The following is a 22924-nucleotide window of genomic DNA, read 5'->3' as shown; positions in this document are numbered from 1 at the left end:
CGTCCGCTCCAGCCTATAGCAGCAGCGGCTGCGCGGCGGCGATCTCGCGCTGCCCGATTCCTCAGGTTTTCAAGATCGGCTTCCTCAGATGTCTGCGATGCCCGCCTCCGGCCTGCCCTTCGACGATATCCGCAATCTCATCGCCAACATGCCCGGCCCCGACATGGCCGCGGCCAACACGGTGCGCGCCCGCGACAAGGAGCTGACCAAGCCGGCCGGCAGCCTCGGGCGGCTGGAGGAGATCGCCGAATGGCTCGCCGCCTGGCAGGGCAAGGCGCCGCCGCGGGTCGACCGGCCCCTGGTCTGCGTCTTCGCCGGCAATCACGGCGTCGTCGCCCAGGGCGTCTCGGCGTTTCCACAGAGCGTGACGCGGCAGATGCTGGAGAACTTCGCCGCCGGTGGTGCCGCGATCAACCAGATCTGCGCTGCCTACGATCTCGGCTTCAAGGTCTTCGACCTTGCGCTCGACCTGCCGACCGGCGATTTCACCGAAGGAGATGCGCTCGACGAGCGCGCCTGCGTCGCCACCATGGCCTTCGGCATGGAGGCGCTCGCGGGTGGCGCCGATCTGCTGGCGCTCGGTGAGATGGGCATCGGCAACACCACCTCCGCGGCCGCGATCTTCGCCGCGCTCTATGGCGGCGGCGCGGCCCAGTGGTGCGGCCGCGGCACCGGCGTCGACGAGGACGGGCTGAGGCGCAAGATCGCCGCGGTCGAGGCCGGGCTGAAGCTTCACGCCAGTCATTTGAACGATCCGCTCGAAGTGCTGCGCCGCTTCGGTGGCCGCGAGATGGCGGCGATCTGCGGCGCTATCCTCGCCGCCCGCCTGCAGCGCATCCCGGTGATCCTCGACGGCTATGTCGTGACCGCCGCCGCAGCGATCCTGCACGCGCTCGACTCCTCCGCGCTCGACCACTGCATCGCCGGCCATCTCTCGGCCGAGGGCGCCCATGCGCAGGCATTGGTCAAGCTCGGCAAGCAGCCTTTGCTGGCGCTCGACATGCGGCTCGGCGAAGGGACGGGCGCCGCGCTCGCGGCCGGCCTGGTCAAGGCCGCCGCCGGCGTCCATTCCGGCATGGCGACCTTCGCACAGGCACAGGTCTCGCAGAAGGGCGAGTAGAGCTCGGTTATTCCGCCCGGAACGGATTCTCGATCCGAAGCTGCCCCTCGACGACAAGGCCGTGCTGCAGGTCTTCGCTATGGAGAACCGTGCAGCCGGCGCGCAGAGCGCTGGCGACGATCAGCGCGTCGTAGAAGCCGAATTTGTGCCGCTCAGCCAGGCGCACGGCGTCCTGGTGCGTGACGAGATCGAGCGGATGGACGGTTCGGCTCAGCGTGGTGATCGCCTCGACTGCATCGCAGATCTCGGCCCACGAGAGACCGAGCTTGCGCCGCGCGACATGGGCGAACTCGTTCAGGACCTGGACACTGATCTCGCAGCCGCGGCCGAGCAACTCTTCGGCCACGCCGTTCCGCGGATCGTCGCTGAAGGCATAGACCACGACATTGCTGTCGAGGAAGGCGCGCGTCACGGCGCGCGCTCATTGACCTCGTCACGATCGAAGCGCCAGCCGGGAGGAAGCGGCTTGCGCAGGCTGCGGATGCGGGCAAGCGCCTGCGGCTTGCGCTCGTCGCGAGCGATCAGGAAGGTGCGGTCATCGGCGATACGGATCTCCACATCGTCGCCCTCCTTGAGGGCCAACGCCTCACTGACGGCGGTGGGTATCCGGATGGCGAGGCTGTTGCCCCAACGTGCCACCTGCATGGATCATCTCCTGCTTGATATACACGGATCATGTATATCATGGGTGCTGCGATCAAGCATACAAGACGCGCCGGACGCTCGGCCCGGCGCGTCTTTCGCGTGTCAGGCGCCGAAGCGCTCGATCACCTCGGCCAACGGCACATGACCCTTGAAGGCGCCGCCGCCGGCCGGTGTATCGCCGTTTTCCAGCGCGGTCGCGAAGACCACCGCCGGATCGGCCTCGACCCGCTGGCGCAGCGCCTGCAGCTTCGGCCAGCGCGAGAGATTGGCGACCTCATGGTACTCCAGCCAGCGCGCCACGCCTGCGAGCAGCCCGTCGGCGAGGCTGTGCTTGCCGCCGGCCAGCCAGTTCCCGCCATCGAGCATTTCTTCCAGCCTGTCGTGGCGCTCGATCACGCGCTCGCGCCCGAAACGGCGCAGTGCCGCCTCGAAATCCGGATCGGGCTCGGGCAGCTCCAGCGCCACCCACAACGGCGTGAAGGCGCCGGTAAAGCCGGTGTTGAGGAAGCCCATCAGCTGGTGCATGCGGTCGGCTTCGGGCGAGAGCGGATCGAAGCTGATCTTGCGCTCTGTGTCGCGCGCCTCGAGATAGGCGGCGATCGCCATGGTCTCGGTCAGCGGCCGGCCTTTATCCGTGATCAAGACCGGCGTTTCGACACGCTGGTTGATCCGCTTGTAGGGTGGCTCGCGCATCTCGCCGAGCATGTCGACGCGGCTGAGCTTGTAGGGCTGGCCAAGCCATTCCAGAGCCGCGACCAGGCCCATCGAGGTGCCGGCCGGGTAGCCATAAACGAGAATCGGTTCCATCTTGCGTTTTCCGTTCTGGTTGGGAAACGCTGCGCAGCGGGGTGGAACCTAGTCACTCGCCGCCCCATGTAAATTACGCACTTTTTTGTAACCACGCGCGGAACGGATCATGAAGGACGTCGTGTCCGACTGCTCGATCGAGAGCGTCATGCGGGTGCTGAGCGGCCGCTGGCCGACCTTGCTGCTCTATTATCTGAAGGACGGCACCAAGCGCTTCAACGAACTCAGGCGCGACAATCCGACCGTCTCGCATCGCATGCTCGCGCTGGAACTGCGCAAGCTGGAAGCGGCCGGGGTCGTCCGGCGCATCGACCACGACGGCTATCCGCGCCGGGTCGATTACGAGCTGACCGCCGCTGGTCAGCGCCTCGTACCGCTGATCGACGCGCTTGGCGACTGGTGGGAGGAGGGCGAGGTCGAGCGGAAAGGCACGGCAGGCGTGCGTCGGGCGGCGTAGCGCCTCCGCGGCAGGAGCGCTTAGGCCGCCGAGCGCTCGTTCGGCTCCGGCAGCGCCGGCAGCGTGTCCATCACCCGCTCGGCGGGCAGCGTGATCGTCACTTCCGTGCCGGCGCGCGGGCTCGACTTGATGCGGAAGCCGCCGCCATGCAGGTCGATCAGCCCCTTGACGATCGGCAGGCCGAGACCCGAGCCCTGCTCGGCGGTCTTGATCGCAAGGGAGCCACGCCCGAAGGTCTGCATCACCACCGGGATCTCGTCCTCGGGAATGCCAGGACCGGTATCGCTGATGCTGACATATTGCCCGCCGGTCGCGGTCCAGCCGACCTTGATCGAGATCTCGCCGCCCTGCGGGGTGAACTTGATCGCATTCGCGATGATGTTGAGCACAGCCTGGCGGATCGCGCGTTCATCGGCCCAGATCCGCGGCAGATCGGGCTCGGTAGCCTGGCGGATTGTCTGGCTCTTGGCCTTGGCGCGCAGGTTGAGCATGTGGGCTGCATCGTCGGCGATCGCCGCGAGGCTGATCGCCTCCTCGCTGAGCTCGTATTTGCCGGCCTCGATGCGAGAGAGGTCGAGGATCTCGTTGATCAGCGTCAGCAGGTGCTGGCCTGAGGAATGGATGTCGCCGGAATACTCCTTGTAGGAGGCATTGGTATGTGGGCCGAACACCTCGTTCTTCATCACCTCGGAGAAGCCGAGGATGGCGTTGAGCGGGGTGCGCAGCTCGTGGCTCATCGTCGCCAGGAAGCGCGACTTGGCGAGGTTCGCCTCCTCCGCCTTGCGCCTGGCTTCGTCGGAATTGGCCTTGGCGGTTTCGAGCTCGGCGATCAGCGCATCCTTCTCGGCCCGGAACTCGATGGTCTCGACCGAGGTCGAATAGAGTCGGTTGGTCAGGAAGATGAAGAAGAGCTGTGCGCAGACCGCCATCAGCAGCATGGTGACGCTGTCGATGTCGGAGCGGCCGCTGAAGGACAGGATGATCGCGCTGACGATCGGCGCGAGGCCAAAATAGACCGCGATCGGGATCGTCGCGGCGAGCGTCACCGTGAGCGCGCTGACGATCAGCAGCGCCGTCATCAGGAAGAAGCGGGCGCCGGGTGCCTCGATGCCGACGAAAAGGCCGGCCAGCAGGGCCCAGGACAGACCGTGCAGCAGTTCGGCGGTAGGTAGGAGCTTGCGCCAGAAGCTGACGCGGGCGGCTGCGGAAGGCTCGGCCAGGAAGCGCCGGCACAGCACGGCCGCGAAGGCTGAGGTCAGCACCACCAGGCAGAGCCAGCCCGAGACCACATAGAACGGCACCCAGACGCAGGCGGCCGCCGCGACCAGCAAGGCGAGCAGCAGCGTGCCGGCCGAACCGTTCAGCCGATACTGGGCAAAGACGCGGATCAGTTCGTAGTCGAAGGCGCGCTGGAGACCGGTCGAAGAGGTCAATTTCTCCCGCGCCGACCGGACCTCGCGGTTGATCAGCTTGCGGCGCGCCAGCACGGTCGGATCGGGTCCGCGGCCGCGCTGCACCTGTTCGGCTGTCAGTTCCGGCATGATCCGAAGTCAAAGGCTCCCGTCCGGCAGCGCAACCTTCGCGCTCCGGCTCGCCATGATTGGCGAGAAATCGTTAAGCTTATGCTGATGGCACGCTTCGGATTCAGGACAGGCAGCTACGGACCGTTCGGCTGGCGGCGGGTCGGCCGATCCGTCGACTTTGTCGTAGCCCTTGGATTCCTTCTGCTTTTGGCGATCGCGGGAGCAGTCCTGCAGTATCGTCTCGGCTCGGGGCGCGATCTCGCCGGAGCGGCCGAGGCGATCGATGGCGATTCGATCAGGCTTCTTGGCGAAGAGTTGCGCCTGGACGGCATCGACGCGCCGGAATACCGGCAGACCTGCCGCGATCGTACCGGTGGCGAGGTTGCCTGCGGCCGGCAGGCCAGGCGTGCGCTGGCCGCGATGCTGGCGCTCGGCAACGTCAACTGCATGATCTCCCGCGCCGATCGCTATGGCCGCGGACTGGCGCGCTGCCGCCAGGGTGACGCCGAGATCAACGCGGCTCTGGTACGCCAGGGCCACGCGGTTTCCTATGGCGCCTATCAGGCCGAGGAGGCTGAGGCGAAGGCGGCCGGCCGCGGCATCTGGGCGACGAGCTTCGAGCGGCCGGAAGCGTGGCGCAGGAGCCATCCGCGTTGAAGCCTGGGCGGGCCATGCGAATTCCTCAATCCCGCTGACAGTTCAGGCGGTTTCGTCTCTGGTGAGGGCGACCTAAAGAAGAATCGTCTTCTTCCTGCTCCCGCGCCGGATTCGCTGCCGCATGACATTGCTGCCCACTTGGTTGCCCGCTTGTGAGTTCAGGGCATGATCGGCGCGATCCTGCTCGCTCTGGCGCCGATCGCCCTGCTGATCGCGTTCGGCCACGCCATGCGGCGCCTGCGCTTCCTGCCCGACGCGTTCTGGCCGCAGGCCGAGCGGCTGAGCTACTATGTGCTGCTCCCGGCCCTCTTCATCCACGCGCTGGCGATGGCTGATCTTAGGGGACTGCCCGTCGCCGAGCTGGCTTTGACGCTGATCGCCGCGATTGTCGCCGTCTCGGCGCTGCTGGTCCTGGCGAAGCCCTGGCTCGGCTATAGCGACGCCGCCTTCACCTCGGTTTTCCAGGGTGGCATCCGCTTCAACAACTATGTCGGCCTGAGCGCGGCCGGCAGCATGCTGGGCGCATCCGCATTGCCGCTGGCGGCTGTGGCCAACGCCGCGATCGTGCCGACCGTCAACGTGCTCTGCGTCCTCGTCTTCGCCCGCTGGGGCTCGGCCCAGCCGACCTTGCGCGGCATCCTGCGGGGCCTTGCGCTCAATCCGCTGCTGATGTCCTGCGTGCTCGGCATCGCCATCCAGCTCAGCGGCCTTGGCCTGCCGCCTGGCGTCGAGGGCTGCCTCAAGGCGCTCGGCCAGGCCTCGCTGCCGATTGGCCTGCTCTGCGTTGGCGCGGCGCTCGATTGGGGCGCGCTCGGCCGCGGGCTGAAGCCGGCGCTGGTCGCCTCTGCGGTCAAGTTCGTGCTGATGCCGCTCGCGACCTATGCGGCGCTGAAGGGCTTCGGCCTCGGCGGCCCGGCGGCGACCCTCGCCATCCTGTTTCAGGCGCTACCGACCGCCTCGTCCTCCTATGTGATGGCGCGCCAGCTCGGTGGCGATGCCCCGCTGATGGCCGGCATCTGCGCGCTGCAGACGGTGGTGGCCGCGGTCGCGGTGCCGCTCGCGCTGATCCTACTTGCGCCGGGGTGATCGCTCGGGAGAGTGGTCACATCGGCTCGCGCGGATCGTCCCTGCTCGGCCCATCCAGCCGCGCGGTACCGGGCTGACGCGAGCGCGACCAGAAGGTTGCGAGCATCAGCCCCACCGGAATGGCGAGGACGACGATCCAGACGACGAAGCTCCAGTCCTGCGGCATTGCCTCTTCTCTTGCTGGCTGATCAATCGCCGCGCCCTGGCTTTGTTCCCGGGCTCGGCCGTTCTGTCGTCTTGCCGCCGTCTTTGCAGGCTGAACTCTTGACACGGTGGCGCCGGCACCGTGAAACCGCGATGTCCGAGACGGCGAAAGGCGAGGGGCATGAAGCTCTATGATGGCGGGCGCGCGCCCAATCCGCGGCGGGTCCGCATCTTCTTCGCCGAGAAGGGCGTGCCCTTGCCCGAGCTCATCCCGGTCGACATCGCCAGGAAGGAGCACCGGACACCTGAGTTCACCCGGATCAACCCGTCCCAGCGCCTGCCGGTGCTGCTGCTGGACGACGGCACGGCGCTGGCCGAGACCATCGCGATCTGTCGCTACATCGAGAGCCTGCACCCGGCGCCGGCCCTGTTCGGCGCCGCCCCCAAGGAGGCGGCGCTGATCGAGATGTGGAATCGCCGCATCGAGCTCGGCCTGTTCACAGCGGTCGCGGCCGTGTTCCGCCACAGCCATCCCGCCATGGCCGAGCTCGAGGACCAGGTGCCGGAATGGGCCGAGGCCAGCCGCGAGCAGATCGACGATCATCTCGTGCTGCTCGACCTGCAGCTCGGCGCCAATCGCTTCCTCTGCGGCGACGAGCTGACGGTCGCCGACATCACCGCCGGCATCGCCATCGACTTCATGAAGCCTTCCCGCATCCCGCTGCCGGAGGATTTCACCAATATCCGGCGCTGGCATGGCGAGCTCTCGGCCAGGCCGAGCTGGAAGGTCTGATCATGCGCCTGCCGCTGATCCTGCTTGCTCTGATGGTCCCGCTCGCCGCGACGGCGATGGAGAAGCTGACCGGCGAGCAGATCAACCGCGCCTTCACCGGCAACACGGTCAGTGGCCGCTACACTGGCGGCGGCTTCTTCACCGAGTTTCACGACCCGGACGGGCGGGCGCTCGGCAACAATGGCTGGCAGGAGAATCGCGACGCCTGCTGGATCACCAAGGGCGATGCCGTCTGCTATTATTACGGCCCGCCGGAGGAGCGGACGACGCACTGTTTCACGGTCGAGCTGACCGACCGGCTCTACATCCTGCGCAATCTCGATAATGGCCGGATCAACGCGGTGGCGACCATCGAGCTGGCCAATCCGCGCAACCACACCGATGGCGGCAAGCCCTGGTATTGCGACGGGCTGATCTCGCGCGGTCCGCAGGGACCGCTGATGTCGCGACGCGTGGCGGCCAGGTGAAGCGGCCCGGCAGGATCGCGGCGCTGCTGGCGCTCTGCGTTTCGGCAACGAGCGCGTTCGCGGTCGAGCGTCTGACCGGCCAGGAGATCCGCAAGCTCTTCGAGGGCAACACGGTTGCCGGCCGCTACAATAACGGCTTGCCGTTCAGCGAGTATCATCACCAGGACGGCCGTGCGACAGGGCACAACCGGCATGTGCAGAACGTCGATGCCTGCTGGACCACGACCGATGAGGCCGTCTGCTACTATTATGGCCCGTTCGCATCCCGCCGGACCTATTGCTTCACCGTCGAGCGCAGCGGCTCGCTCTATGTGCTGCAGACCCATCGAACCGGCCGCATCAACGCTATCGCCACCATCCAGCCGGGCGATCCCGAGAAGCACGCAGACAAGGCGCCGGCCTGGCATTGCGACGGCCTGATCTCGCAGGGTCCGCCGCCGTCGATGTCGTCGCGGCTCGCCTCGCAATGAGGTGTGCGGCGCTGCTGCTGTTCGGGCTCTCGGTCGCGGGCGGCGAGGCATTCGCCGTCGAGCGGTTGACGGGGGAGCAGATGCGCCAGCTCGTCGAGGGCAATACCGCGACCGGGCGCTACAGCAGCGGCGAGACCTTCAGCGAGTTCCATCACGCCGATGGGCGGGTGAGCGGCTACAACCGCGATCGCGCAATGCCGAACCGCGATGCCTGCTGGACCACGACGGATGATGCGATCTGCTATTATTACGGCCCGATCGAGACCCGGCAGACCTACTGCTTCACCGTCGAACGCAGCGGCACGCTCTATGTCCCGCGGAGCGTCGCCAGTGGGGACATCATAGGCGCATTCACCGTCCGGCCCGGCGATCCCGAGAAGCACGCCGACAAGGTGCCGGCCTGGTACTGCGACGGGTTGATCTCGCAGCGAAAGGGCCGGGCGCGGCTGGCCGGGCAATGAGCGGGCAGGGAGACAACGCCTCCGAAGCGCTCGGCGATGTCCTCGCCGAATTGCGCGACTGCCGCATCTGCCGGGACGAGCCGGTCTATCTGCCGCGCCTGCCGCACGAGCCGCGTCCCGTCATCCAGGCTGAGGCGAGCGCGCGCCTCCTGATCGCGAGCCAGGCGCCCGGCACGCGTGTCCATGCCAGCGGCAGGCCTTTCACCGACCGCTCCGGCGACCGCCTGCGCGATTGGCTCGGCCTCGACCAGGCCCGCTTCTATGATGCTTCTCGCGTGGCGATCGTGCCGATGGGCCATTGCTTCCCCGGGCTCGACGGCAAGGGCGGCGATCTGCCGCCGCGCCGCGAATGCGCACCGGCCTGGCGAAGCCGCGTGCTCGCGGGCTTGCCGGAGATCGAGCTTATCCTGGTGATCGGCCGTTACGCGCAAGCATGGCATCTCGGGCGCAAGGCAGCGGCCGACCTGACCGCGACCGTCGCCGACTGGCGCAACATCTTCGCCGGGGAGCGCCGGCCGCGCATCCTGCCGCTGCCGCACCCCTCCTGGCGCAACAATGGCTGGCTCCGGAAGAACCCCTGGTTCGAGGCCGAGCTGGTGCCGGTGCTGCGTGCGGAGGTGGCGCGGCTGGTCGGCTGAGCCTTACGGCTCCAGCCGCTTCAGCAGGCTCGACGTATCCCAGCGCCCGCCGCCGAGCTTCTGCACATCGGCATAGAACTGGTCGACCAGCGCGGTCACCGGCAGACGGGCGCCGTTGTTCCGGGCCTCGTCGAGCACGATGCCGAGGTCCTTGCGCATCCAGTCGACGGCGAAGCCGAAATCGAACTTGTCGGCGTTCATCGTCTTGCCGCGGTTCTCCATCTGCCAGGAGCCCGCGGCGCCCTTCGAGATCACCTCCAGCATCGCCTCGACATCGAGGCCGGCGCGCTTGGCGAAGTGGACGCCTTCGGACAGGCCCTGGACCAGGCCGGCGATGCAGATCTGGTTGACCATCTTGGTGAGCTGGCCCGAGCCGGCCGGCCCCATCAGCCTGCACATCCGGGCGAAGCTGGCGATCACCGGCTCGACCTTGGCGTAGGTCGCCTGGTCGCCGCCGCACATCACGGTCAGCACGCCGTTCTCGGCGCCTGCCTGTCCGCCGGAGACCGGCGCGTCGACGAAGCCGAAGCCGGCCGCGGTCGCCGCTGCGTCGAGTTCGCGCGCGACATTGGCGGAAGCGGTGGTGTGGTCGACGAAGACGGTGCCCTTGCCCATAGCGGCGAAGGCGCCATTTTCGCCGGTGGTCACCGAGCGCAGATCGTCGTCATTGCCGACGCAAGCGAACACGATCTCCTGGCCTTCCGCGGCCTGGGCTGGTGTCGGGGCATAGGCGCCGCCGTGCTGGGCTACCCATTTCTGCGCCTTCTCCGGCGAGCGGTTGTAGACGGTGACCTCATGGCCCTTGGCCTTGAGATGGCCGGCCATGGGATAGCCCATCACGCCGAGACCGAGGAAAGCGACTTTGGCCATGAGGTGCTCCGCTGCAATCGTCTGAAAGGTCATTGCGGCTTTAGCGCGCCAGGGAAGGCGAGGGAAGCGATAGCAGCGATCGCGATTCCGCAGGGATCGTGCATGGGCAGTCTGCCGCGCCCTGCCTTGCCGGCCTCGCCGAAATCGGTCAGGAACCCGCCATGACCATCACCAATGACGAAGAGCTGCAGGCCCTGCGCGAGATCGGCCGTATCGTCGCCGATACGCTGGCCGCGATGGGCAAGGCGCTCGAACCGGGCATCACCACGGCCGAGCTCGATGCGATCGGCCGCGACATGCTCGAAAGGCATGGTGCGCGCTCCGCTCCCGAGACCGTCTACGGCTTCCCGGGCGCCACGTGCATCAGCATCAACGAGGAGGTCGCACACGGCATTCCCGGCGGGCGCCGGATCATGGCGGGCGACCTCGTGAACATCGACGTCTCTGCTCAGAAGGCGGGCTATTTCTCCGATACGGGCGCGTCCTTCACGGTGCCGCCGGTCGATCGCCGCATCGAGAAGCTGTGCCGCGACGGCAAGCGCGCGCTCTGGGCCGGGCTCGGCCAGGTCGGTGCCGGCAAGCCGGTCGCCGGGATCGGCGAAGCCGTCGGGCGCTTTGCCCAGAAGAACGGCTATACGCTGGTGCGAAACCTCGCCAGCCACGGCATCGGCCGCTCGCTGCACGAGGAGCCGAAGGAGATCGCGACCTGGCCCGAGCGCTCCGAGCGCCGCGTCATGCAGAAGGGGCTGGTCTTCACCGTCGAGCCGTTCCTGTCGCTCGGCGCCAACTGGGCCGAGCATGCCGAGGGCGATCGCTGGACGCTGTATTCCGAGCCGCGTGCGCCCACGGTCCAGTACGAGCACACCGTGGTCGCGACCGCCAACGGCCCGCTGGTGCTGACCCTGCCGGGCTGAACGGTCAGGTTTCGCCCCAATCTTCATGGGCGTGGCGGATACGCGCGATCAGGACATCGCCGTTTTCGTCGACACGATAGACGACAAGGTGCGCCTTGAATGGGTAGATGCGCATCGGCGGCGACAGTTCAAAGCGTTCGCGCGCGATACGAAGATAGACGGCGATCATGGCGAAGATCGCCAATAACTCATCGTGATAGTGCTTGGCCTGAAGCGGACCGAGCAGTCGTATTCCCTGCTCGGCAATGCCGATGATGTCTTCTTCTGCCGCTAGCGACAGGCGAAAGCCCACTATCGATTGCCGGGCGGTGTCGCGGTGCGCTGGAGGGCGGCAGCGAAGAGCTGATCGCCTGAACGCGTGCCTATCCCGCTGTTCAGGCCTTCATCGACGAAGCGCTGCATCGCAGCGATCTTGTCGTTGCGCTCCTGATCCCGCCGGATCAGGTCACGTACATAGTCGCTCGCATTGGCATAGCGACCGGTCTCGGTCTGGGCCTCGACCCAGTCCTTCATCGAGGCCGGCAAGGACACGTTCATCGTCGCCATGTTCGATCTCCACTTCATCGAATATGGCGGGGATTGGCAAAGATTGTCAAATTCTCCGTAGCGTCACCTCAACGCCATATGCCGCGTCAGCCGCAGCTCGATCCGGTCCCAGACCCGGCGGATGATCTCAGTCAGCACGAGATAGATCAGCGCCGCATAGAGGTAGATCGACAGGTCGAAGGAGCGGGCGAAGGCGAGGCGCGTCGCGCCCATCAGGTCGAACAGCGTCACCAGCGAGGCGATGGCGCTCGCCTTGATCATCACGATCAGCTCGTTGCCGAGCGGACGCAGCGCCAGGATCATCGCCTGCGGCAGGATCACCCGGCGCAAGGTCGCCCAGCGATGCAGGCCGAGCGCCAGCGCCCCTTCGAACTGGCCGCGCGGGATCGACTGGATCGCGCCGCGCAGAATCTCGGCCTGATAGGCGGCGGTGTTGATGGTGAAGGTGAAAAGCGCGCAGTAGAACGGCTCGCGGAAGAACCACCACAGCCCGATATCCTGCCAGAACACCCGGAGCTGGCCGAAGCCGTAATAGACCAGGAAGAGCTGGCAGAGCAGCGGCGTGCCGCGGAAGAAGGTGGTGTAGCCGTTGATCGCGATCTGCGCCCAGCGCGGCCCGTAGAGCCTGGCGATGGCGAGGCCGAGCGCCAGCACGAAGCCTAACGCGACCGAGAGCACGACCAGCTGGAATGTGATGCCGAGGCCGCTGGCCATGCGGCAGCCATAGTTCTGCAGGACCTCGCTGCCGATCAGGTAGCCGGGATATTCGCACCAGGTCATCGCGTCGCTCCGCCGAAAGCGGCGAAGCCGCGATTGGTGCGTTGCTCGAGCTTGCCGATGCCCCAGGCCGAGACCAGCGAGAAGAAGAAATAGAGCATCATCGCTGTGCCGAAGAACAGGAACGGCTCCTTGGTGACAACATTGGCGCGCGTCGCGATGAACATGATGTCCTGCAGCGTGATCACCGAGATCAGCGAGGTCTCCTTCAGCAGCACCATCCAGTTGTTGCCGAGGCCGGGCAGGGCGACGCGGATCAGTTGCGGGAAGACGACGAGCCGGAAGGCCTGCGCCTTCGACAGGCCGAGCGCCGCCGCAGCCTCGCGCTGGCCCTTCTGGATCGAGTTCAGCGCGCCGACCCAGACCTCGCTGGAGAAGGCGGCGAGCACCATGCCGAGCGCGACCATGCCGGCGACGAAGGGCGGGATCGAGAAGCCGGTCCAGACCTTCTGCACCAGCACCTGGATGCCGAAATAGATGATGTAGAGCGTCAGCAGCTCGGGCACGCCGCGGAAGACGGTGGTGTAGATCGTCGCCAGCGAGCGCAGCAGCATGCTGTCGGAGCGCTTCCAAAGCGCGATGATCAGGCCGAGCGCCAGGCCGAAGGGCAGGGTCGCGAGCGCGACCGAGATGGTGTTGGCCGCGCCTTGCAGCAGGGCCCAGCCCCAGCCGCCGGGGCCGAAACCGAGCAGTGCGAATTTGTCGAACATGGGAGAGCCGGCGCGCGAGAGGATAAAGCCCGCCGGCCTGGAGCGGCCGGCGAGCGGGCGTCAGCGGGTGTCAGATCACTCGTACTTGAACCACTTGTCCTCGAGCTTCTTCAGCGAGCCGTCGGCGACGGTCTCGGCGATCGCCTTGTTGAACAGGTCCTTCAGCGCGGTATCGGCCTTGCGCACCGCGCCGGCGACGCCCGCACCATGGATCGCGTCGTCGCGGGTCACCTCGGCGATCTTCTTGCAGCAATCCTTGCCCTGTCCCTTCAGGAAGTCGGCGAGGGCGAGCGCGTCGGCGACGATATAGTCGAGGCGGCCGTTGAGCAGGTCGAGATTGGCCTCTTCCTGGGTCGGGTAGAGGCGCGCGGTCGAGTCCTTGTAGAACTTCTCGACATAGTTGGCGTGGATGGTCGAGCCCTGCGCGCCGATCGACTTGCCCTTCAGTGTGGCCGGCGAGATGTCGCTGGAAGCGGTGCTCTTGGGGCCGATCATCCAGATCGGCGTCTTGCTGTAAGGCGTAGTGAAGTCGACCTGCTTCTTGCGTTCCTCGGTGGCGTTCATGCCGGCCAGGATGATGTCGTACTTGTTCGCCTGCAGCGCCGGGATGATGCCGTCCCAATCCTGCACGACCCAGGTGCACTTCACCTTCATCTTCTCGCAGAGAAGGTTGCCGTAATCGATCTCGAAGCCTTCCAGCTCCTTCTTGGCGTTGAGGTTGTTGTAGGGCGGATAGGCGCCCTCCGTGCCGATTCGGACTTCCTTCCATTCCTTCGCCTGGGCGAGCGCCCCGGTGGCGCCGGCAACGGTGAGCGCTGCGGCTGCGAAGAACTTTGCGAAACCTTTCATGGGACCTCCCCTTGGGTTTGGCCAACCGGGCGTTTCGAGTTCCCGCATCGGCTTGTGCGCGACAGCTTGTGCGATCATCGGGGCGGGCCGCAAGTAGCCTCTTGCAGCTTTTCCGAGCGTGCCTGCACAAGGATGGTGCAAGGCAAGGCGCTGTTCTTATTGGTGAAAACAGGTTGTGGCGACCGATTTGCGCTGCAGGGGCCAAGGCGGCTGCACACGGATTTTGTCACTCGGGTCAGCGCGCTCCTGACGTGGAGACGCTGTTGCAGCGTTTCGGCTGCCAATCCGGTGCGCCGTTCGGTGCACAGGCTTGCCCTTCGAGCACGGTCGCGTTCATGGCGGTCCTCCCTCGTTCCTTCGAGGGTAGAGTTGCAAAAGCAGCCGAGGCAGGCCGCCCTTCTCGTGGGTGGCAGCCGAATCTGTCGCTAAGGCGACAGATTCGGGCCGGAGCTGGAGGCCGTCTCAGCGCCGGGCGATCGGAATGACGAGATAGACCATGCCGAGCACCATCGGCGGCACGGCCAGCGCCGTCACCGACCAGGTCGACCAGCCGGGCGTCAGCGGCGCCAGCAGGGCGAGTATGGCGTTGATCAGCAGATAGGCGCCCAGCATCAGCGTTCCCAGGAAGCGCAGGCGGGCGAGAATGGGGTTGCGGGTGAGGGTGGTCATGGTCATCTCCATAACGGAACGTTCCGTTTCGTTACTATTGATAGATACGGCCCGTTTCGATATCAAGCCGTCTGCTGCAAGATCGTGCTTGCAGGGAACGTGCTTGCCGCGGGCGGGCCAAAAGCGCTGTCGCAGGACCGACGAAGAAGGGTCGCGATCATGAAGGCCGGAAAAGCCGCAACTCCGGTTCGCCGCGCGTCGATCGGTGCGCGGCGGAACCCGGCTTCGCAGGCGGCGATCCTCGCTGCCGCCCGCGCCGTGCTGGCGGAGGAGGGCTATGCCGGCTTCTCGATCGATGCGGTCTCGCGCCGCGCCGGCGCCGGCAAGCCGACGATCTATCGCTGGTGGAAGAACCGCGCCGATCTGCTGATGGAGGTCTATGCCGCCGAGAAGGCAGGCATCAGGGCCGTGCCGAGCGGGGACCTGGCCCAGGACCTCATCGCTCATACGAGCGCGCTCTGGAGCTTCTGGTGCGGCACGCCCTCCGGGCGCACTTTCCGGGCGCTGCTGGCCGAGGCCCAGAGCGATCCCCATGCGCTCGCGGCCTTGCGCGAGAAATTTCTGCCGGAGCGGTTGCAGGACGTCCGCGGCCTCTTCACCGCGGCTGCGGCGCGCGGCGACATTCCGGCCGAGGAGGTCGAGGCCAGGCTCGCGCTCTATATCGGCTTCAACTGGTTCTACGTGCTGACCGACCAGCTCGAGGCCGGGCAGGCCTCGATTCCTGTCGCGATGCGCCTGATCGCGGCGCGAGGCGGGCCGTGAGTCGGAGAGCCAAGATCTAGTCGACCGTCGCTTCGTAGTTCAGCCGCGCGCAGCCGGAACCCCATGTGTCCTTGCCGCAGATATAGAGGACGTAGTTGTCCGTCCCCCTGAAGCCGGCTTTTGGAATGTAGTAGAAGGTGACTTCGCCGATCTGGCGCAACTGCCCGTTCGACGGCGGCTTCATCACCACGAGCTTGTCCATGCGCCAGGTCCCGGCCACGCCATAGCTATGGCCGCAGCCCTGCGAGTCCATCTCGGCTTTCAGCGTCACCCTGTCGTTGGTGTGGAGATACCATTTCGGCCCGGTGACGCGGCATTCGGCGAAGGCGTTCGCCGAGATCATCAGCGCCGCGATCGCGATCATTGAAGCGAGGCACGCCCGAAGCATGCAGCGCTCCCAGACCATCAAGTTGCTTCGCTAGACCAGCCCGTCGCCAGCATGAGGCAGAAGCTCATGTCTGCCTCAGGATGTCGCATCGCCAGTCGCGCACGGTCGGGTTGATGTAGCGGGTCGTCGTTCTTCGGGAAGCCGACCAGCCCTGGTATTCCGTGAGCCCCTCCTTGAGCCGCCATTCAAATCTGGCGGTGCATGACGATTGACCATCCGTGCTGATCCGGACGATCCACGAGTGGGTCGGGTAGGCCACGATCCGGATCAGCGTCTTGTCGTCCAGAACCCGCCAGACGGCAGGCCAGCGACCGACCGCGTACTCGTCCCCGAGCGCGATCGTTTTGGTCTGCTTCCGGCCATATATGTCAGACGCAGAGGGATTATTATTGACACGCTCCTCGACCTGACGACCGCCGATGAAAGCGAAATTGATGTCAAAATGATTCCAGAATTCCCTCTTGGGAGGAGACACCGATTCAGAGGTCCAGTTCATCACGACCCTGAAGCGGGGCTCGCCTGCGAGGGCTGCACGCGCTGCCAAAGACAGGCACAGGGCGGCGGGTAGGACGAATGCCAACACCTTGCTCGCGAGAGGCATTCGGCGCGCCTCCTGAATGATCTTGCGGGGATAGGCAGGGTAGGCGCGACGTCGTCAGCAGAATGCCGTAGCGGCATGCCGCCGCATATGATGAACTATGACATGGCCGCCAGCGTCAAGGAGTGATCCGCCTCATGGATTGCTCCGACGCCGGGCACATAGAAACCCGCCCCTTGAGGCCGCCGGATCCAATTGAAGGACGATAGCGGCGCTCGATACCCTAAAATAGCAGATCGATTCTGACTTCAGGCCTCGGCGGCTGCTTCACTGCCTCGGCTTCGCGCATCCCACGCCGTGACCAGCCAGATCGCGAAGCCCGCGAGTGCAAGGCCCACGCCGACCCAGCCGGTCGAGGTCCAGCCATGGCCGGCGGCGATCGCCATGCCGCCGAGCCAGGGGCCGAGCGCATTGGCGGTGTTGAAGGCGCTGTGGTTCAGCGCCGCTGCCAGCGTCTGCGCGTCCTGCGCGACGTCCATCAGCCGGGTCTGCAAGGGCGTGCCGAGCCCGCCGCCGCAGCCGATCATGAAGGCGACCACGCAGATCGCCCAGATATTGCCGGCGGCGAAGGGGAAAAGCGCCAGCGAACCGGCGGTCCAGAGCAGGATGATCGCGATCGAGGCCATCGGCATCCGGTCCGCCAACCAGGCTGCAGCCAAAGTCCCGAAAGTCAGGCCGAGGCCGAAGATCGCCAGCACCACCGGTACCACCGTGGGCGAGACCTGGGTCACCTCGATCAGCGTCGAGGCGATGTAGGTGTAGACCGCGAACAGGCCGCCGAAGCCGACGGCACCGATCGCCAGCGTCAGCCAGAGCTGGCGATGGCGCAGTGCCCCGAGCTCGCGCATGGCGCTGGCGCCGTACTGAGGCCGATCCTTCGGCGCAAACAGCGCGATCAGGACCGCTGTCGTCAGCGCCAGGGCAGTGACGACTCCAAAACCCCAGCGCCAGCCGAGCGCCTGGCCAAGCCAGTTCGCCAGGGGCACGCCGAGGATCGTCGCGATCGTCAGTCCGAGCATCACCCGCGCCACGGCGAGTGCGCGCCGGTTCGCCGGCACCAGCGAGGCCGCGACCAGCGCCGCGACGCCGAAATAGGCGCCGTGCGGCAGCCCGCTGAGGAAGCGGAACAGCAGCATCCAGCTATAGCTCGGAGCGAGCGCCGAAAGCCCATTGCCGAGGGCGAAGGCCGCCATCAGCGCGATAAGCAAGGTGCGGCGGGAGAGCCTTGTCGCCAGCACCGCGATGATCGGCGCGCCGACCACCACGCCGGCGGCGTAGGCGCTGATCACATGTCCGCCCGTCGGCTCGTCGATCCCCAGTCCCACCGAGAAATAGGGCAGCAGGCTCATCACCGCGAACTCGGCCGTGCCGATGGCGAAGCCGCCCATCGCCAGGGCGAACAGGGTGAGGCCGATGCGTGGCGCGGCAGTGGAGCGGGCAGGGCGCGCGAACGCGTCTCCCGTGCTCGAGAGGCTCATGACGATATCCGGGTATGGATTATTGTGTTGCAGCACGGAAAGATCGTGCCGCGCTGCAACATAATGTGATCGTCATGCACTGAGCGCAAGCGAAATGCGGCTCGATCGCGATAGGGCAAAGGTGGCATGATCTCAGTTCATGGCGACCAGCTCAGGCCGCCACAGCCGGCACTAGGGCTGCCATGATCTCCGCGATGCTTCGGACCCGCGAGACGCGCGGCAGCGTCGAGGCGATGGCGAAGGCATGCAGCTCCGCGCCGACCGAGCTCGAGGCGTCCTCGGCGACGATTACGTCGTAGCCGTGCTGCCAGGCGTCGCGCGCCGTCGATTCGACGCCGAAATTGCTGGCGATGCCGCCGATCGCCACGGTCTCGATCCGCCGCCGTCGCAATTGCAGGTCGAGTTCCGTGCCGTAGAAGGCGCTCCAGTGCCGCTTGGTGACGCAGACGGCGGCCGGCAGCGCGGCGATCTCGGGGGCGAGTTCCGACCAGTCGGGCGGAAAGCCGCCCGGTGGCAGCATCATCGGCTGATCGATCGTTTGCGGCGGCAGGTCGGAGCGGTCGGGGGCGAACGCGACCCGAACTGTCACGATCAGGCCGCCGGCCTCGGCGAAGGCCTCCCCGAGCGCGGCCGTGTTGGCGATCAGGGTTGTCCGGTCATAGGGTGCGAGCGGGAAGGCGAGCGTTCCCTTCTGCATGTCGATGAGGACGAGGGCGGTCTTGCGAGGGTCGAGCTGGAGCGGCATCGGAATCTCCATCAGGGAGCACGGCCGAGAGGGCCTTTATATGAGGATTTCCTCATGTTTGTAGATTTATGAGTATGTCCTCACAAAATTCAAGCCCCTCGACGGAGAAGAACGCCAAGGCGCCGAGTCGCAGTCGTGGCCTGAAAAGGGTCTCGGCGCTGCTCGACGGCGCCAGCGCCGTCTTCGCCGAGGCCGGATACGAGGCGGCGACGATGACGCAGATCGCCGCGCGCGCCGGCGCCTCGATCGGCTCGCTCTACCAGTTCTTCCCGACCAAGGAGCATGTCGCGGCGGCGCTCCATGGCCGCCATCTCGATGCGCTCGCGGGCATGCTCGACTCGCTCGCGGGAGAGGTTCGCGGCCAGCCGGTCGAGGCGGCAGTCGATGCGCTCTTCGCCCGCTTCGTCGCCTATCTTGAAGAGAACCCGGCCTTTCTTGCCGTCGGCGAGCGCCGCAGCCTCGATCCTGCCGTCAAGAAGGAGGCACGCGCCCGTCTGCGCGGCCGCATCGCGGCGCTGCTCGTGGCGGTCGAGCCGCCGATAGCCGAGGCGCGCGTCGCTTCTCTCGCCGCGGTGACCCTGCATCTGATCCGGGTTGCGGCGCTGCTGCGCGCCGATGACGATGAGGGCGTGCGGGCGCCGGCCATCGCCGAATTGCGCACCATGCTGAAGCGCCATCTCGCCGGGCAGGGCGGCTGAAGGCAGGGGCGCCTGCTACTCCCCCAGCAGCGGATAGCCCTCGAAATCCTTCAGCGCCTTGAGCGCGAAGGTGGTCGCAATCCGGGCGATGCCGAGCTGGTTGTCGGCGAGCCAGGCGCCGGTCAACTCTTCATAGGCGGCGAGCGAGCTTGCGACGATGCGGGCGAGATAGTCGGCTTCGCCGCTGATCACCAGGAGCTCGACCACGTCGGGACAGGCGCGCAGCACCTTCTCGACCCGCTCGCGCCGTCCGACCGAGTGGTCGCGCAGCGAGATCTGCGCGAAGGCGATGATGGCGTGGCCGGCGAGCTCGGGCGAGAGCCGCGCGCCATAGCCGGCGATCAGCCCCGAGGCCTCGAGCCGGCGCATCCGCTCCAGACAGGGCCGGGCCGAGAGCCCGACCCGCTCCGACAGGGCCTGGTTGGTGATCCGGCCCTCCGCTCGCAGGATCGCGATCATCTGTCGATCGATCGCGTCGAGCTGAGGCGTCTTTCGCTTCACGGCCTGCCCTTGCCGGCGGCCCTTGCCTCGGCGATCAGGCAGAGCTCGAGGAACAGCACCTGCGCCGCGCATTGCGCCGTGTTGCTGGTCGCATCGTATTGCGGGGCGACCTCGACCACGTCGGCGGCGACGATGTTGCGGCCCTTCAGCCCGCGCAGGATGGCGAGCGCCTCGCGCGAGGTGAGGCCGCCGACCTCGGGCGTGCCGGTGCCCGGCGCGAAGGCCGGATCGAGCGAATCGACGTCGAAGGAGACATAGGTCGGCCCGTCGCCGATCACGGCGAGCGCCTTGGCGATGACGGCGTCGAGGCCCATGCGGTCGACCTCGTCGGCATGGATCACGGTCATGCCGGACTCGTAGGAGAACTCCCAGAGATATTCGGCGCCGCCACGGATGCCGATCTGGATGACGCGCTCGGGATCGAGCACGCCGTCGAGCACGGCCTGCCGGAACGGCCCGCCATGGTGGAATTTCGATCCTTCATAGGGCCCCGACGTGTCGCAATGCGCGTCGATATGGACCATGCCGACCGGGCGCTTCTCGCCGACGGCCTTCAGGATCGGATAGGTGATCGAATGGTCGCCGCCGACGCCGAGCGTCGAGACGCCGGCCTTCACGATCTGCTTGAAGGTCGCCTCGATGTCCTCATGGCAACTCTCCAGCGAATAGCGCGAGCGGAACGGCACGTCGCCGATATCTGCCGCCTTGATCAGGTTGAACGGGGCAGTGCCGTTGACATGGTCCATCGGCCCCATGCGCTCGACGGCGCGCACCGCGCGCGGGCCGAGGCGCGTGCCGGCCCGGTTGGTGACGCCGAGATCCATCGGCAGGCCGATGATCGCGACGTCGAGCCCGCCGAGATCGGGCTGGCTCAGGGCCTCCGGCCGGTAAGGCGCATTGATGAAGGTCGCGACATCGGAGAACGGCCATTTGCGCCGGTCGCCTTGAAACTGGCCGGCGGCGACCTTGGCGAAGCTGGGATCATGGATGTCGGCGCCGCTCGCCCCGGCATAGCGCGCCCTGAGTTTCGCGAGTTTATCCTGGTCCATCGCTTGGTTCCCGAGGTTTGAGCCAGCCGCGATAATGCGCCAGCAGGCCGAAGAAGGGCAAAGACAGCTTCACGTCGAACCGGAAGCGGCCATCGGCGTCAACCGTCTCGCGAGCCTCGGCCGAGGGCATGAGAAAGCGGGGCAAGCGCAGGCCGAAGACGCGCCAGGCCGCGATCGGCAGCGCCACGCCCTCCCGGTTTGCCTCGGGGGCAAGCGTGAAGGAGAACGGGCCGAAGGCCTCGCGCAGCTCGCCATTGCGATCGACGCTCAGGCGCGACCGGAAGCGTTGGCTGGCGAAGTTGCGGGTCCAGATCTCGCAGCCCTCGTCGAACGAATCGCCACGCGCGACGCTGACTGTCACTGGCAGCCCGCCCCCAGCCGTGGGAAGTCCGAAGAGCCGGCAGAACAGGTCGAGCACCGCCCCGTTTCCGCGCGAGACTTCGGCCCGACCCTGCCAGACCGGCTCGGCGTCATTGGCGTGGAAGGCCCGGATCGCCGCCGGAAGCATCGCGAAGGCCTGCGCCCCGAGCACGGTCTCGAACAGGGCAGGGCCGACGGCGCGCTCGTCCTGGCTGGTGCTTATCGCATAGGGCGCCATCTCGGCCTCGATCGCGGCGAGGTCGAGCGCTTCGGCAGCCGAGCGCGCGCCCGGAGCGATCTCGTCAGCGAGGAGGGCGCGCACCGCGGCGGCGGCTGCCAGTGTCGGCACCTGTGGGCCATCGTCGTTCTCCGCCAGCAGCGACCAATAGGCTCGGCGCGGCCGCCCCTTGCCGTCGATGCCGGAGATCGCGACGCGCATGCCGCCGCGATCCGAGGTCCAGAGCCGGGTGATCCGACGCGCCCTGACAAGAAAGGGCACCAGCGGCGCGAGATCGGCGACCCAGCCACGGCGGCGTATCCAGGCGAGCCGCGCCAGCCCCCATTGCTCGATGCCGGCTTCCAGCCCCGCCGCGAAGCTGACGCGCGAGCGTACGGCGAAATCGGGACCGAGCGTCTCGGCATCGACCGTCTCGACCGGTGCGACCCGGCGCGGGCCGAGGCCCGGCATGTCGATGACCTCGCCGGTCTCCCAGCCGGACGTCGTCTGCAATTCGCCTTCGCGCCAGACCGGCACCGGCTTGCCGGCATAGCTCAGGACCGCAGCGATGACCGCCGGCCCAACCTCGCTGCGCCCGCCCGGCGTGATCGCGATCTCGATCGTGTCGAGCCGCTGCCAGCCTTCGCTCAATTCCCGCACCGCCGCAGCCGACAGCGCCGGCGTCGAGCTGGCGCCGGCGAGCGCGACGAGGCCGCGCTGCCTGGCGATCTCGTCCAGCTGCGGCCCGTATCCGGCGAGATAGCCGCGCGCATCGGCGAGGTCGACGATATGGGCGCCAAGCAGAAGCGCCGCTGTCGGCACCTCGTAGCCCTGTTGCTGGAATGGTCCGGAGGCGTCGATCACCAGCCAGGGCTGCAATACGGCGAGCGCGGCGACCAGATCCTTGTCGCGATCCAATCCCGTGCCGCTGACCGGCACGCTCGCCTCGGCCGTCAGCTCCTGCGCCAGCGTCTGCGCCTTGCCGGCGCTGCGCGAGGTCAACACCAGATCGAGGCCGTCCATGCGCGAGAGATGGCGCGCCAGCCGCCGGCCGAAGACGCCGGTCGCGCCGATCAGTACGACGCGCCTCATGGACTGTCCGGCAGGGTGAAACGGTGACGCGTCGCGGGATCCGGCATGTCGCACGACGTCTTCTGGCCGAAGAGCCGGTAGCGATTCCGTGCGACGCGATCGTAAAGCCAGTCGCGCCAGCGCTTCGGCAGCGCGCGCCCAAGCAGCAGCAGGCGCACCGGCCCGTTCAGATGGCGAGCGAGCGCCAGAACGCCCTCGGACTTCGCCAGCGCCAGGCCGCCTTCGATGAAGAGGAAGCTGTCCGGCTCGTCAGGGTCGATGCCGTGCGCCTGCGCGAGCGCGCGCCCTTCCTGCGACTGGATCGCGACGAAGCGGATGTCGTGGTCGCGCTCGTGCCGCAGGGTGTAACGCACGCCGCCGGAGCAGAGAACGCAGACGCCGTCATAGAGCCAGATCGGGGCAGGGATGCTGGTCATCGGGCTTCTTTACGGGA

At 66.9% G+C, this 22924-nt stretch carries 32 protein-coding genes; 12 read left to right on the top strand and 20 right to left on the bottom strand.

Going from position 1 to position 22924, the window contains the following annotated elements; genetic code table 11:
• The first annotated feature begins 88 nt into the window (after positions 1-88).
• Complete coding sequence (gene cobT / locus BMZ21_RS05995) at positions 89-1120, top strand: nicotinate-nucleotide--dimethylbenzimidazole phosphoribosyltransferase (protein ID WP_091830883.1); 1032 nt, start codon at positions 89-91, stop codon at positions 1118-1120.
• 7 nt (positions 1121-1127) lie between these two features.
• Here cobT and BMZ21_RS05990 read toward each other — a convergent pair whose 3' ends face one another.
• From BMZ21_RS05990 to BMZ21_RS05980, 3 genes are all read right to left on the bottom strand, one after another.
• On the bottom strand, positions 1128-1532 hold the full coding sequence (locus tag BMZ21_RS05990; RefSeq protein ID WP_091830880.1) for a PIN domain-containing protein: 405 nt from the start codon (positions 1530-1532) through the stop codon (positions 1128-1130).
• Entirely contained in the window at positions 1529-1765 is a 237-nt protein-coding gene (locus BMZ21_RS05985; protein WP_091830878.1) for an AbrB/MazE/SpoVT family DNA-binding domain-containing protein, read from the bottom strand. The genes BMZ21_RS05990 and BMZ21_RS05985 overlap by 4 nt, the downstream gene beginning before the upstream one ends.
• 102 nt (positions 1766-1867) lie before the next feature.
• Entirely contained in the window at positions 1868-2572 is a 705-nt protein-coding gene (locus tag BMZ21_RS05980) for a glutathione S-transferase family protein (protein WP_091830875.1), read from the bottom strand.
• A gap of 109 nt (positions 2573-2681) precedes the next feature.
• On the opposite strand from BMZ21_RS05980, the gene BMZ21_RS05975 reads away from it, so the two are divergent.
• A complete protein-coding gene (locus tag BMZ21_RS05975; RefSeq protein ID WP_091830873.1) occupies positions 2682-3029 on the top strand; it encodes a winged helix-turn-helix transcriptional regulator in 348 nt (115 codons plus the stop codon).
• Positions 3030-3049: 20 nt separating this feature from the next.
• Here the strand turns inward: BMZ21_RS05975 and BMZ21_RS05970 are convergent, their stop codons facing one another.
• On the bottom strand, positions 3050-4570 hold the full coding sequence (locus tag BMZ21_RS05970; protein WP_091830871.1) for a sensor histidine kinase: 1521 nt from the start codon (positions 4568-4570) through the stop codon (positions 3050-3052).
• 189 nt (positions 4571-4759) lie between these two features.
• Here BMZ21_RS05970 and BMZ21_RS05965 point away from each other — a divergent pair, with 189 nt between their 5' ends.
• Together BMZ21_RS05965 and BMZ21_RS05960 are read left to right on the top strand one after the other, a co-directional pair.
• Positions 4760-5209: a thermonuclease family protein gene (locus tag BMZ21_RS05965; protein WP_167561551.1), complete on the top strand. Its 450-nt coding sequence runs from the start codon at positions 4760-4762 to the stop codon at positions 5207-5209.
• 165 nt (positions 5210-5374) lie between these two features.
• The gene (locus BMZ21_RS05960; RefSeq protein ID WP_091830867.1) at positions 5375-6295 is read left to right on the top strand and encodes an AEC family transporter; all 921 of its coding nucleotides are present in this window, start codon (positions 5375-5377) and stop codon (positions 6293-6295) included.
• Between the two features lie 16 nt (positions 6296-6311).
• On the opposite strand, the gene BMZ21_RS30260 is transcribed toward BMZ21_RS05960, so the two are convergent.
• Positions 6312-6461 (bottom strand): hypothetical protein, encoded by a 150-nt coding sequence (locus BMZ21_RS30260; protein ID WP_158673627.1) that lies wholly within the window; start codon positions 6459-6461, stop codon positions 6312-6314.
• A 159-nt stretch (positions 6462-6620) separates the two neighbouring features.
• Here BMZ21_RS30260 and BMZ21_RS05955 point away from each other — a divergent pair, with 159 nt between their 5' ends.
• From BMZ21_RS05955 to BMZ21_RS05935, 5 genes are read left to right on the top strand one after another with little or no spacing between them, the layout of a single operon-like run.
• On the top strand, positions 6621-7232 hold the full coding sequence (locus tag BMZ21_RS05955; protein WP_091830865.1) for a glutathione S-transferase family protein: 612 nt from the start codon (positions 6621-6623) through the stop codon (positions 7230-7232).
• 2 nt (positions 7233-7234) lie between these two features.
• Complete coding sequence (locus BMZ21_RS05950; RefSeq protein WP_091830863.1) at positions 7235-7699, top strand: hypothetical protein; 465 nt, start codon at positions 7235-7237, stop codon at positions 7697-7699.
• Positions 7696-8169 (top strand): hypothetical protein, encoded by a 474-nt coding sequence (locus BMZ21_RS05945; protein ID WP_091830861.1) that lies wholly within the window; start codon positions 7696-7698, stop codon positions 8167-8169. Before BMZ21_RS05950 ends, BMZ21_RS05945 begins: the two co-directional genes overlap by 4 nt.
• The gene (locus BMZ21_RS05940; protein ID WP_091830859.1) at positions 8166-8630 is read left to right on the top strand and encodes a hypothetical protein; all 465 of its coding nucleotides are present in this window, start codon (positions 8166-8168) and stop codon (positions 8628-8630) included. Before BMZ21_RS05945 ends, BMZ21_RS05940 begins: the two co-directional genes overlap by 4 nt.
• Entirely contained in the window at positions 8627-9268 is a 642-nt protein-coding gene (locus tag BMZ21_RS05935; protein WP_091830857.1) for a uracil-DNA glycosylase family protein, read from the top strand. The genes BMZ21_RS05940 and BMZ21_RS05935 overlap by 4 nt, the downstream gene beginning before the upstream one ends.
• Before the next feature lie 3 nt (positions 9269-9271).
• Here the strand turns inward: BMZ21_RS05935 and BMZ21_RS05930 are convergent, their stop codons facing one another.
• On the bottom strand, positions 9272-10138 hold the full coding sequence (locus tag BMZ21_RS05930) for an NAD(P)-dependent oxidoreductase (RefSeq protein WP_091830855.1): 867 nt from the start codon (positions 10136-10138) through the stop codon (positions 9272-9274).
• Between the two features lie 161 nt (positions 10139-10299).
• On the opposite strand from BMZ21_RS05930, the gene map reads away from it, so the two are divergent.
• Positions 10300-11052, top strand: a complete 753-nt coding sequence (map, locus tag BMZ21_RS05925; RefSeq protein ID WP_091830853.1) for a type I methionyl aminopeptidase — start codon at positions 10300-10302, stop codon at positions 11050-11052.
• Positions 11053-11056: 4 nt separating this feature from the next.
• Here map and BMZ21_RS05920 read toward each other — a convergent pair whose 3' ends face one another.
• The 6 genes from BMZ21_RS05920 to BMZ21_RS05895 all read right to left on the bottom strand — a co-directional run bounded on the left by BMZ21_RS05920 (position 11057) and on the right by BMZ21_RS05895 (position 14603).
• The gene (locus BMZ21_RS05920) at positions 11057-11344 is read right to left on the bottom strand and encodes a type II toxin-antitoxin system RelE/ParE family toxin (protein ID WP_091830851.1); all 288 of its coding nucleotides are present in this window, start codon (positions 11342-11344) and stop codon (positions 11057-11059) included.
• Positions 11344-11598, bottom strand: a complete 255-nt coding sequence (locus tag BMZ21_RS05915) for a type II toxin-antitoxin system ParD family antitoxin (RefSeq protein WP_091830849.1) — start codon at positions 11596-11598, stop codon at positions 11344-11346. The genes BMZ21_RS05920 and BMZ21_RS05915 overlap by 1 nt, the downstream gene beginning before the upstream one ends.
• Before the next feature lie 63 nt (positions 11599-11661).
• Positions 11662-12378: an ABC transporter permease gene (locus BMZ21_RS05910; protein ID WP_091830846.1), complete on the bottom strand. Its 717-nt coding sequence runs from the start codon at positions 12376-12378 to the stop codon at positions 11662-11664.
• Positions 12375-13085 carry an ABC transporter permease gene (locus tag BMZ21_RS05905; protein ID WP_091830844.1) on the bottom strand — a complete coding sequence of 237 codons (711 nt, stop codon included), beginning with the start codon at positions 13083-13085 and terminating at the stop codon, positions 12375-12377. The genes BMZ21_RS05910 and BMZ21_RS05905 overlap by 4 nt, the downstream gene beginning before the upstream one ends.
• A 75-nt stretch (positions 13086-13160) precedes the next feature.
• Positions 13161-13934: a transporter substrate-binding domain-containing protein gene (locus tag BMZ21_RS05900; RefSeq protein ID WP_091830842.1), complete on the bottom strand. Its 774-nt coding sequence runs from the start codon at positions 13932-13934 to the stop codon at positions 13161-13163.
• Between the two features lie 462 nt (positions 13935-14396).
• Positions 14397-14603, bottom strand: coding sequence for a hypothetical protein (locus BMZ21_RS05895; protein ID WP_143079659.1), 207 nt, complete (start codon positions 14601-14603; stop codon positions 14397-14399).
• A 159-nt stretch (positions 14604-14762) separates the two neighbouring features.
• On the opposite strand from BMZ21_RS05895, the gene BMZ21_RS05890 reads away from it, so the two are divergent.
• Entirely contained in the window at positions 14763-15365 is a 603-nt protein-coding gene (locus BMZ21_RS05890; RefSeq protein ID WP_091830838.1) for a TetR/AcrR family transcriptional regulator, read from the top strand.
• Between the two features lie 16 nt (positions 15366-15381).
• Here the strand turns inward: BMZ21_RS05890 and BMZ21_RS05885 are convergent, their stop codons facing one another.
• The 4 genes from BMZ21_RS05885 to BMZ21_RS05870 form a co-directional block, all read right to left on the bottom strand.
• On the bottom strand, positions 15382-15753 hold the full coding sequence (locus BMZ21_RS05885; RefSeq protein WP_143079658.1) for a hypothetical protein: 372 nt from the start codon (positions 15751-15753) through the stop codon (positions 15382-15384).
• Between the two features lie 64 nt (positions 15754-15817).
• Positions 15818-16354: a hypothetical protein gene (locus tag BMZ21_RS05880; RefSeq protein ID WP_091830834.1), complete on the bottom strand. Its 537-nt coding sequence runs from the start codon at positions 16352-16354 to the stop codon at positions 15818-15820.
• A gap of 245 nt (positions 16355-16599) precedes the next feature.
• Complete coding sequence (locus BMZ21_RS05875) at positions 16600-17829, bottom strand: MFS transporter (RefSeq protein ID WP_091830832.1); 1230 nt, start codon at positions 17827-17829, stop codon at positions 16600-16602.
• 151 nt (positions 17830-17980) lie between these two features.
• Complete coding sequence (locus BMZ21_RS05870) at positions 17981-18574, bottom strand: isochorismatase family protein (protein ID WP_091830830.1); 594 nt, start codon at positions 18572-18574, stop codon at positions 17981-17983.
• 74 nt (positions 18575-18648) lie between these two features.
• On the opposite strand from BMZ21_RS05870, the gene BMZ21_RS05865 reads away from it, so the two are divergent.
• Positions 18649-19272, top strand: coding sequence for a TetR/AcrR family transcriptional regulator (locus BMZ21_RS05865; RefSeq protein WP_244543720.1), 624 nt, complete (start codon positions 18649-18651; stop codon positions 19270-19272).
• Between the two features lie 15 nt (positions 19273-19287).
• On the opposite strand, the gene BMZ21_RS05860 is transcribed toward BMZ21_RS05865, so the two are convergent.
• The 4 genes from BMZ21_RS05860 to BMZ21_RS05845 are packed head-to-tail and all read right to left on the bottom strand — an operon-like array spanning position 19288 to position 22907.
• On the bottom strand, positions 19288-19845 hold the full coding sequence (locus BMZ21_RS05860) for an Lrp/AsnC family transcriptional regulator (protein ID WP_091830826.1): 558 nt from the start codon (positions 19843-19845) through the stop codon (positions 19288-19290).
• Complete coding sequence (speB, locus tag BMZ21_RS05855) at positions 19770-20822, bottom strand: agmatinase (RefSeq protein ID WP_091830824.1); 1053 nt, start codon at positions 20820-20822, stop codon at positions 19770-19772. The genes BMZ21_RS05860 and speB overlap by 76 nt, the downstream gene beginning before the upstream one ends.
• Positions 20809-22491 (bottom strand): saccharopine dehydrogenase family protein, encoded by a 1683-nt coding sequence (locus BMZ21_RS05850; protein ID WP_091830822.1) that lies wholly within the window; start codon positions 22489-22491, stop codon positions 20809-20811. Before BMZ21_RS05850 ends, speB begins: the two co-directional genes overlap by 14 nt.
• Positions 22488-22907, bottom strand: coding sequence for a thiol-disulfide oxidoreductase DCC family protein (locus BMZ21_RS05845; RefSeq protein WP_091830821.1), 420 nt, complete (start codon positions 22905-22907; stop codon positions 22488-22490). Before BMZ21_RS05845 ends, BMZ21_RS05850 begins: the two co-directional genes overlap by 4 nt.
• Positions 22908-22924: the final 17 nt, after the last annotated feature.

The organism is Allobosea lupini (assembly GCF_900109525.1).
GTDB classification, from domain to species: domain Bacteria; phylum Pseudomonadota; class Alphaproteobacteria; order Rhizobiales; family Beijerinckiaceae; genus Allobosea; species Allobosea lupini.
The sequence above is the reverse complement of the archived record's forward strand: the minus strand, read 5'-3'. Positions and strand labels throughout refer to the sequence as shown.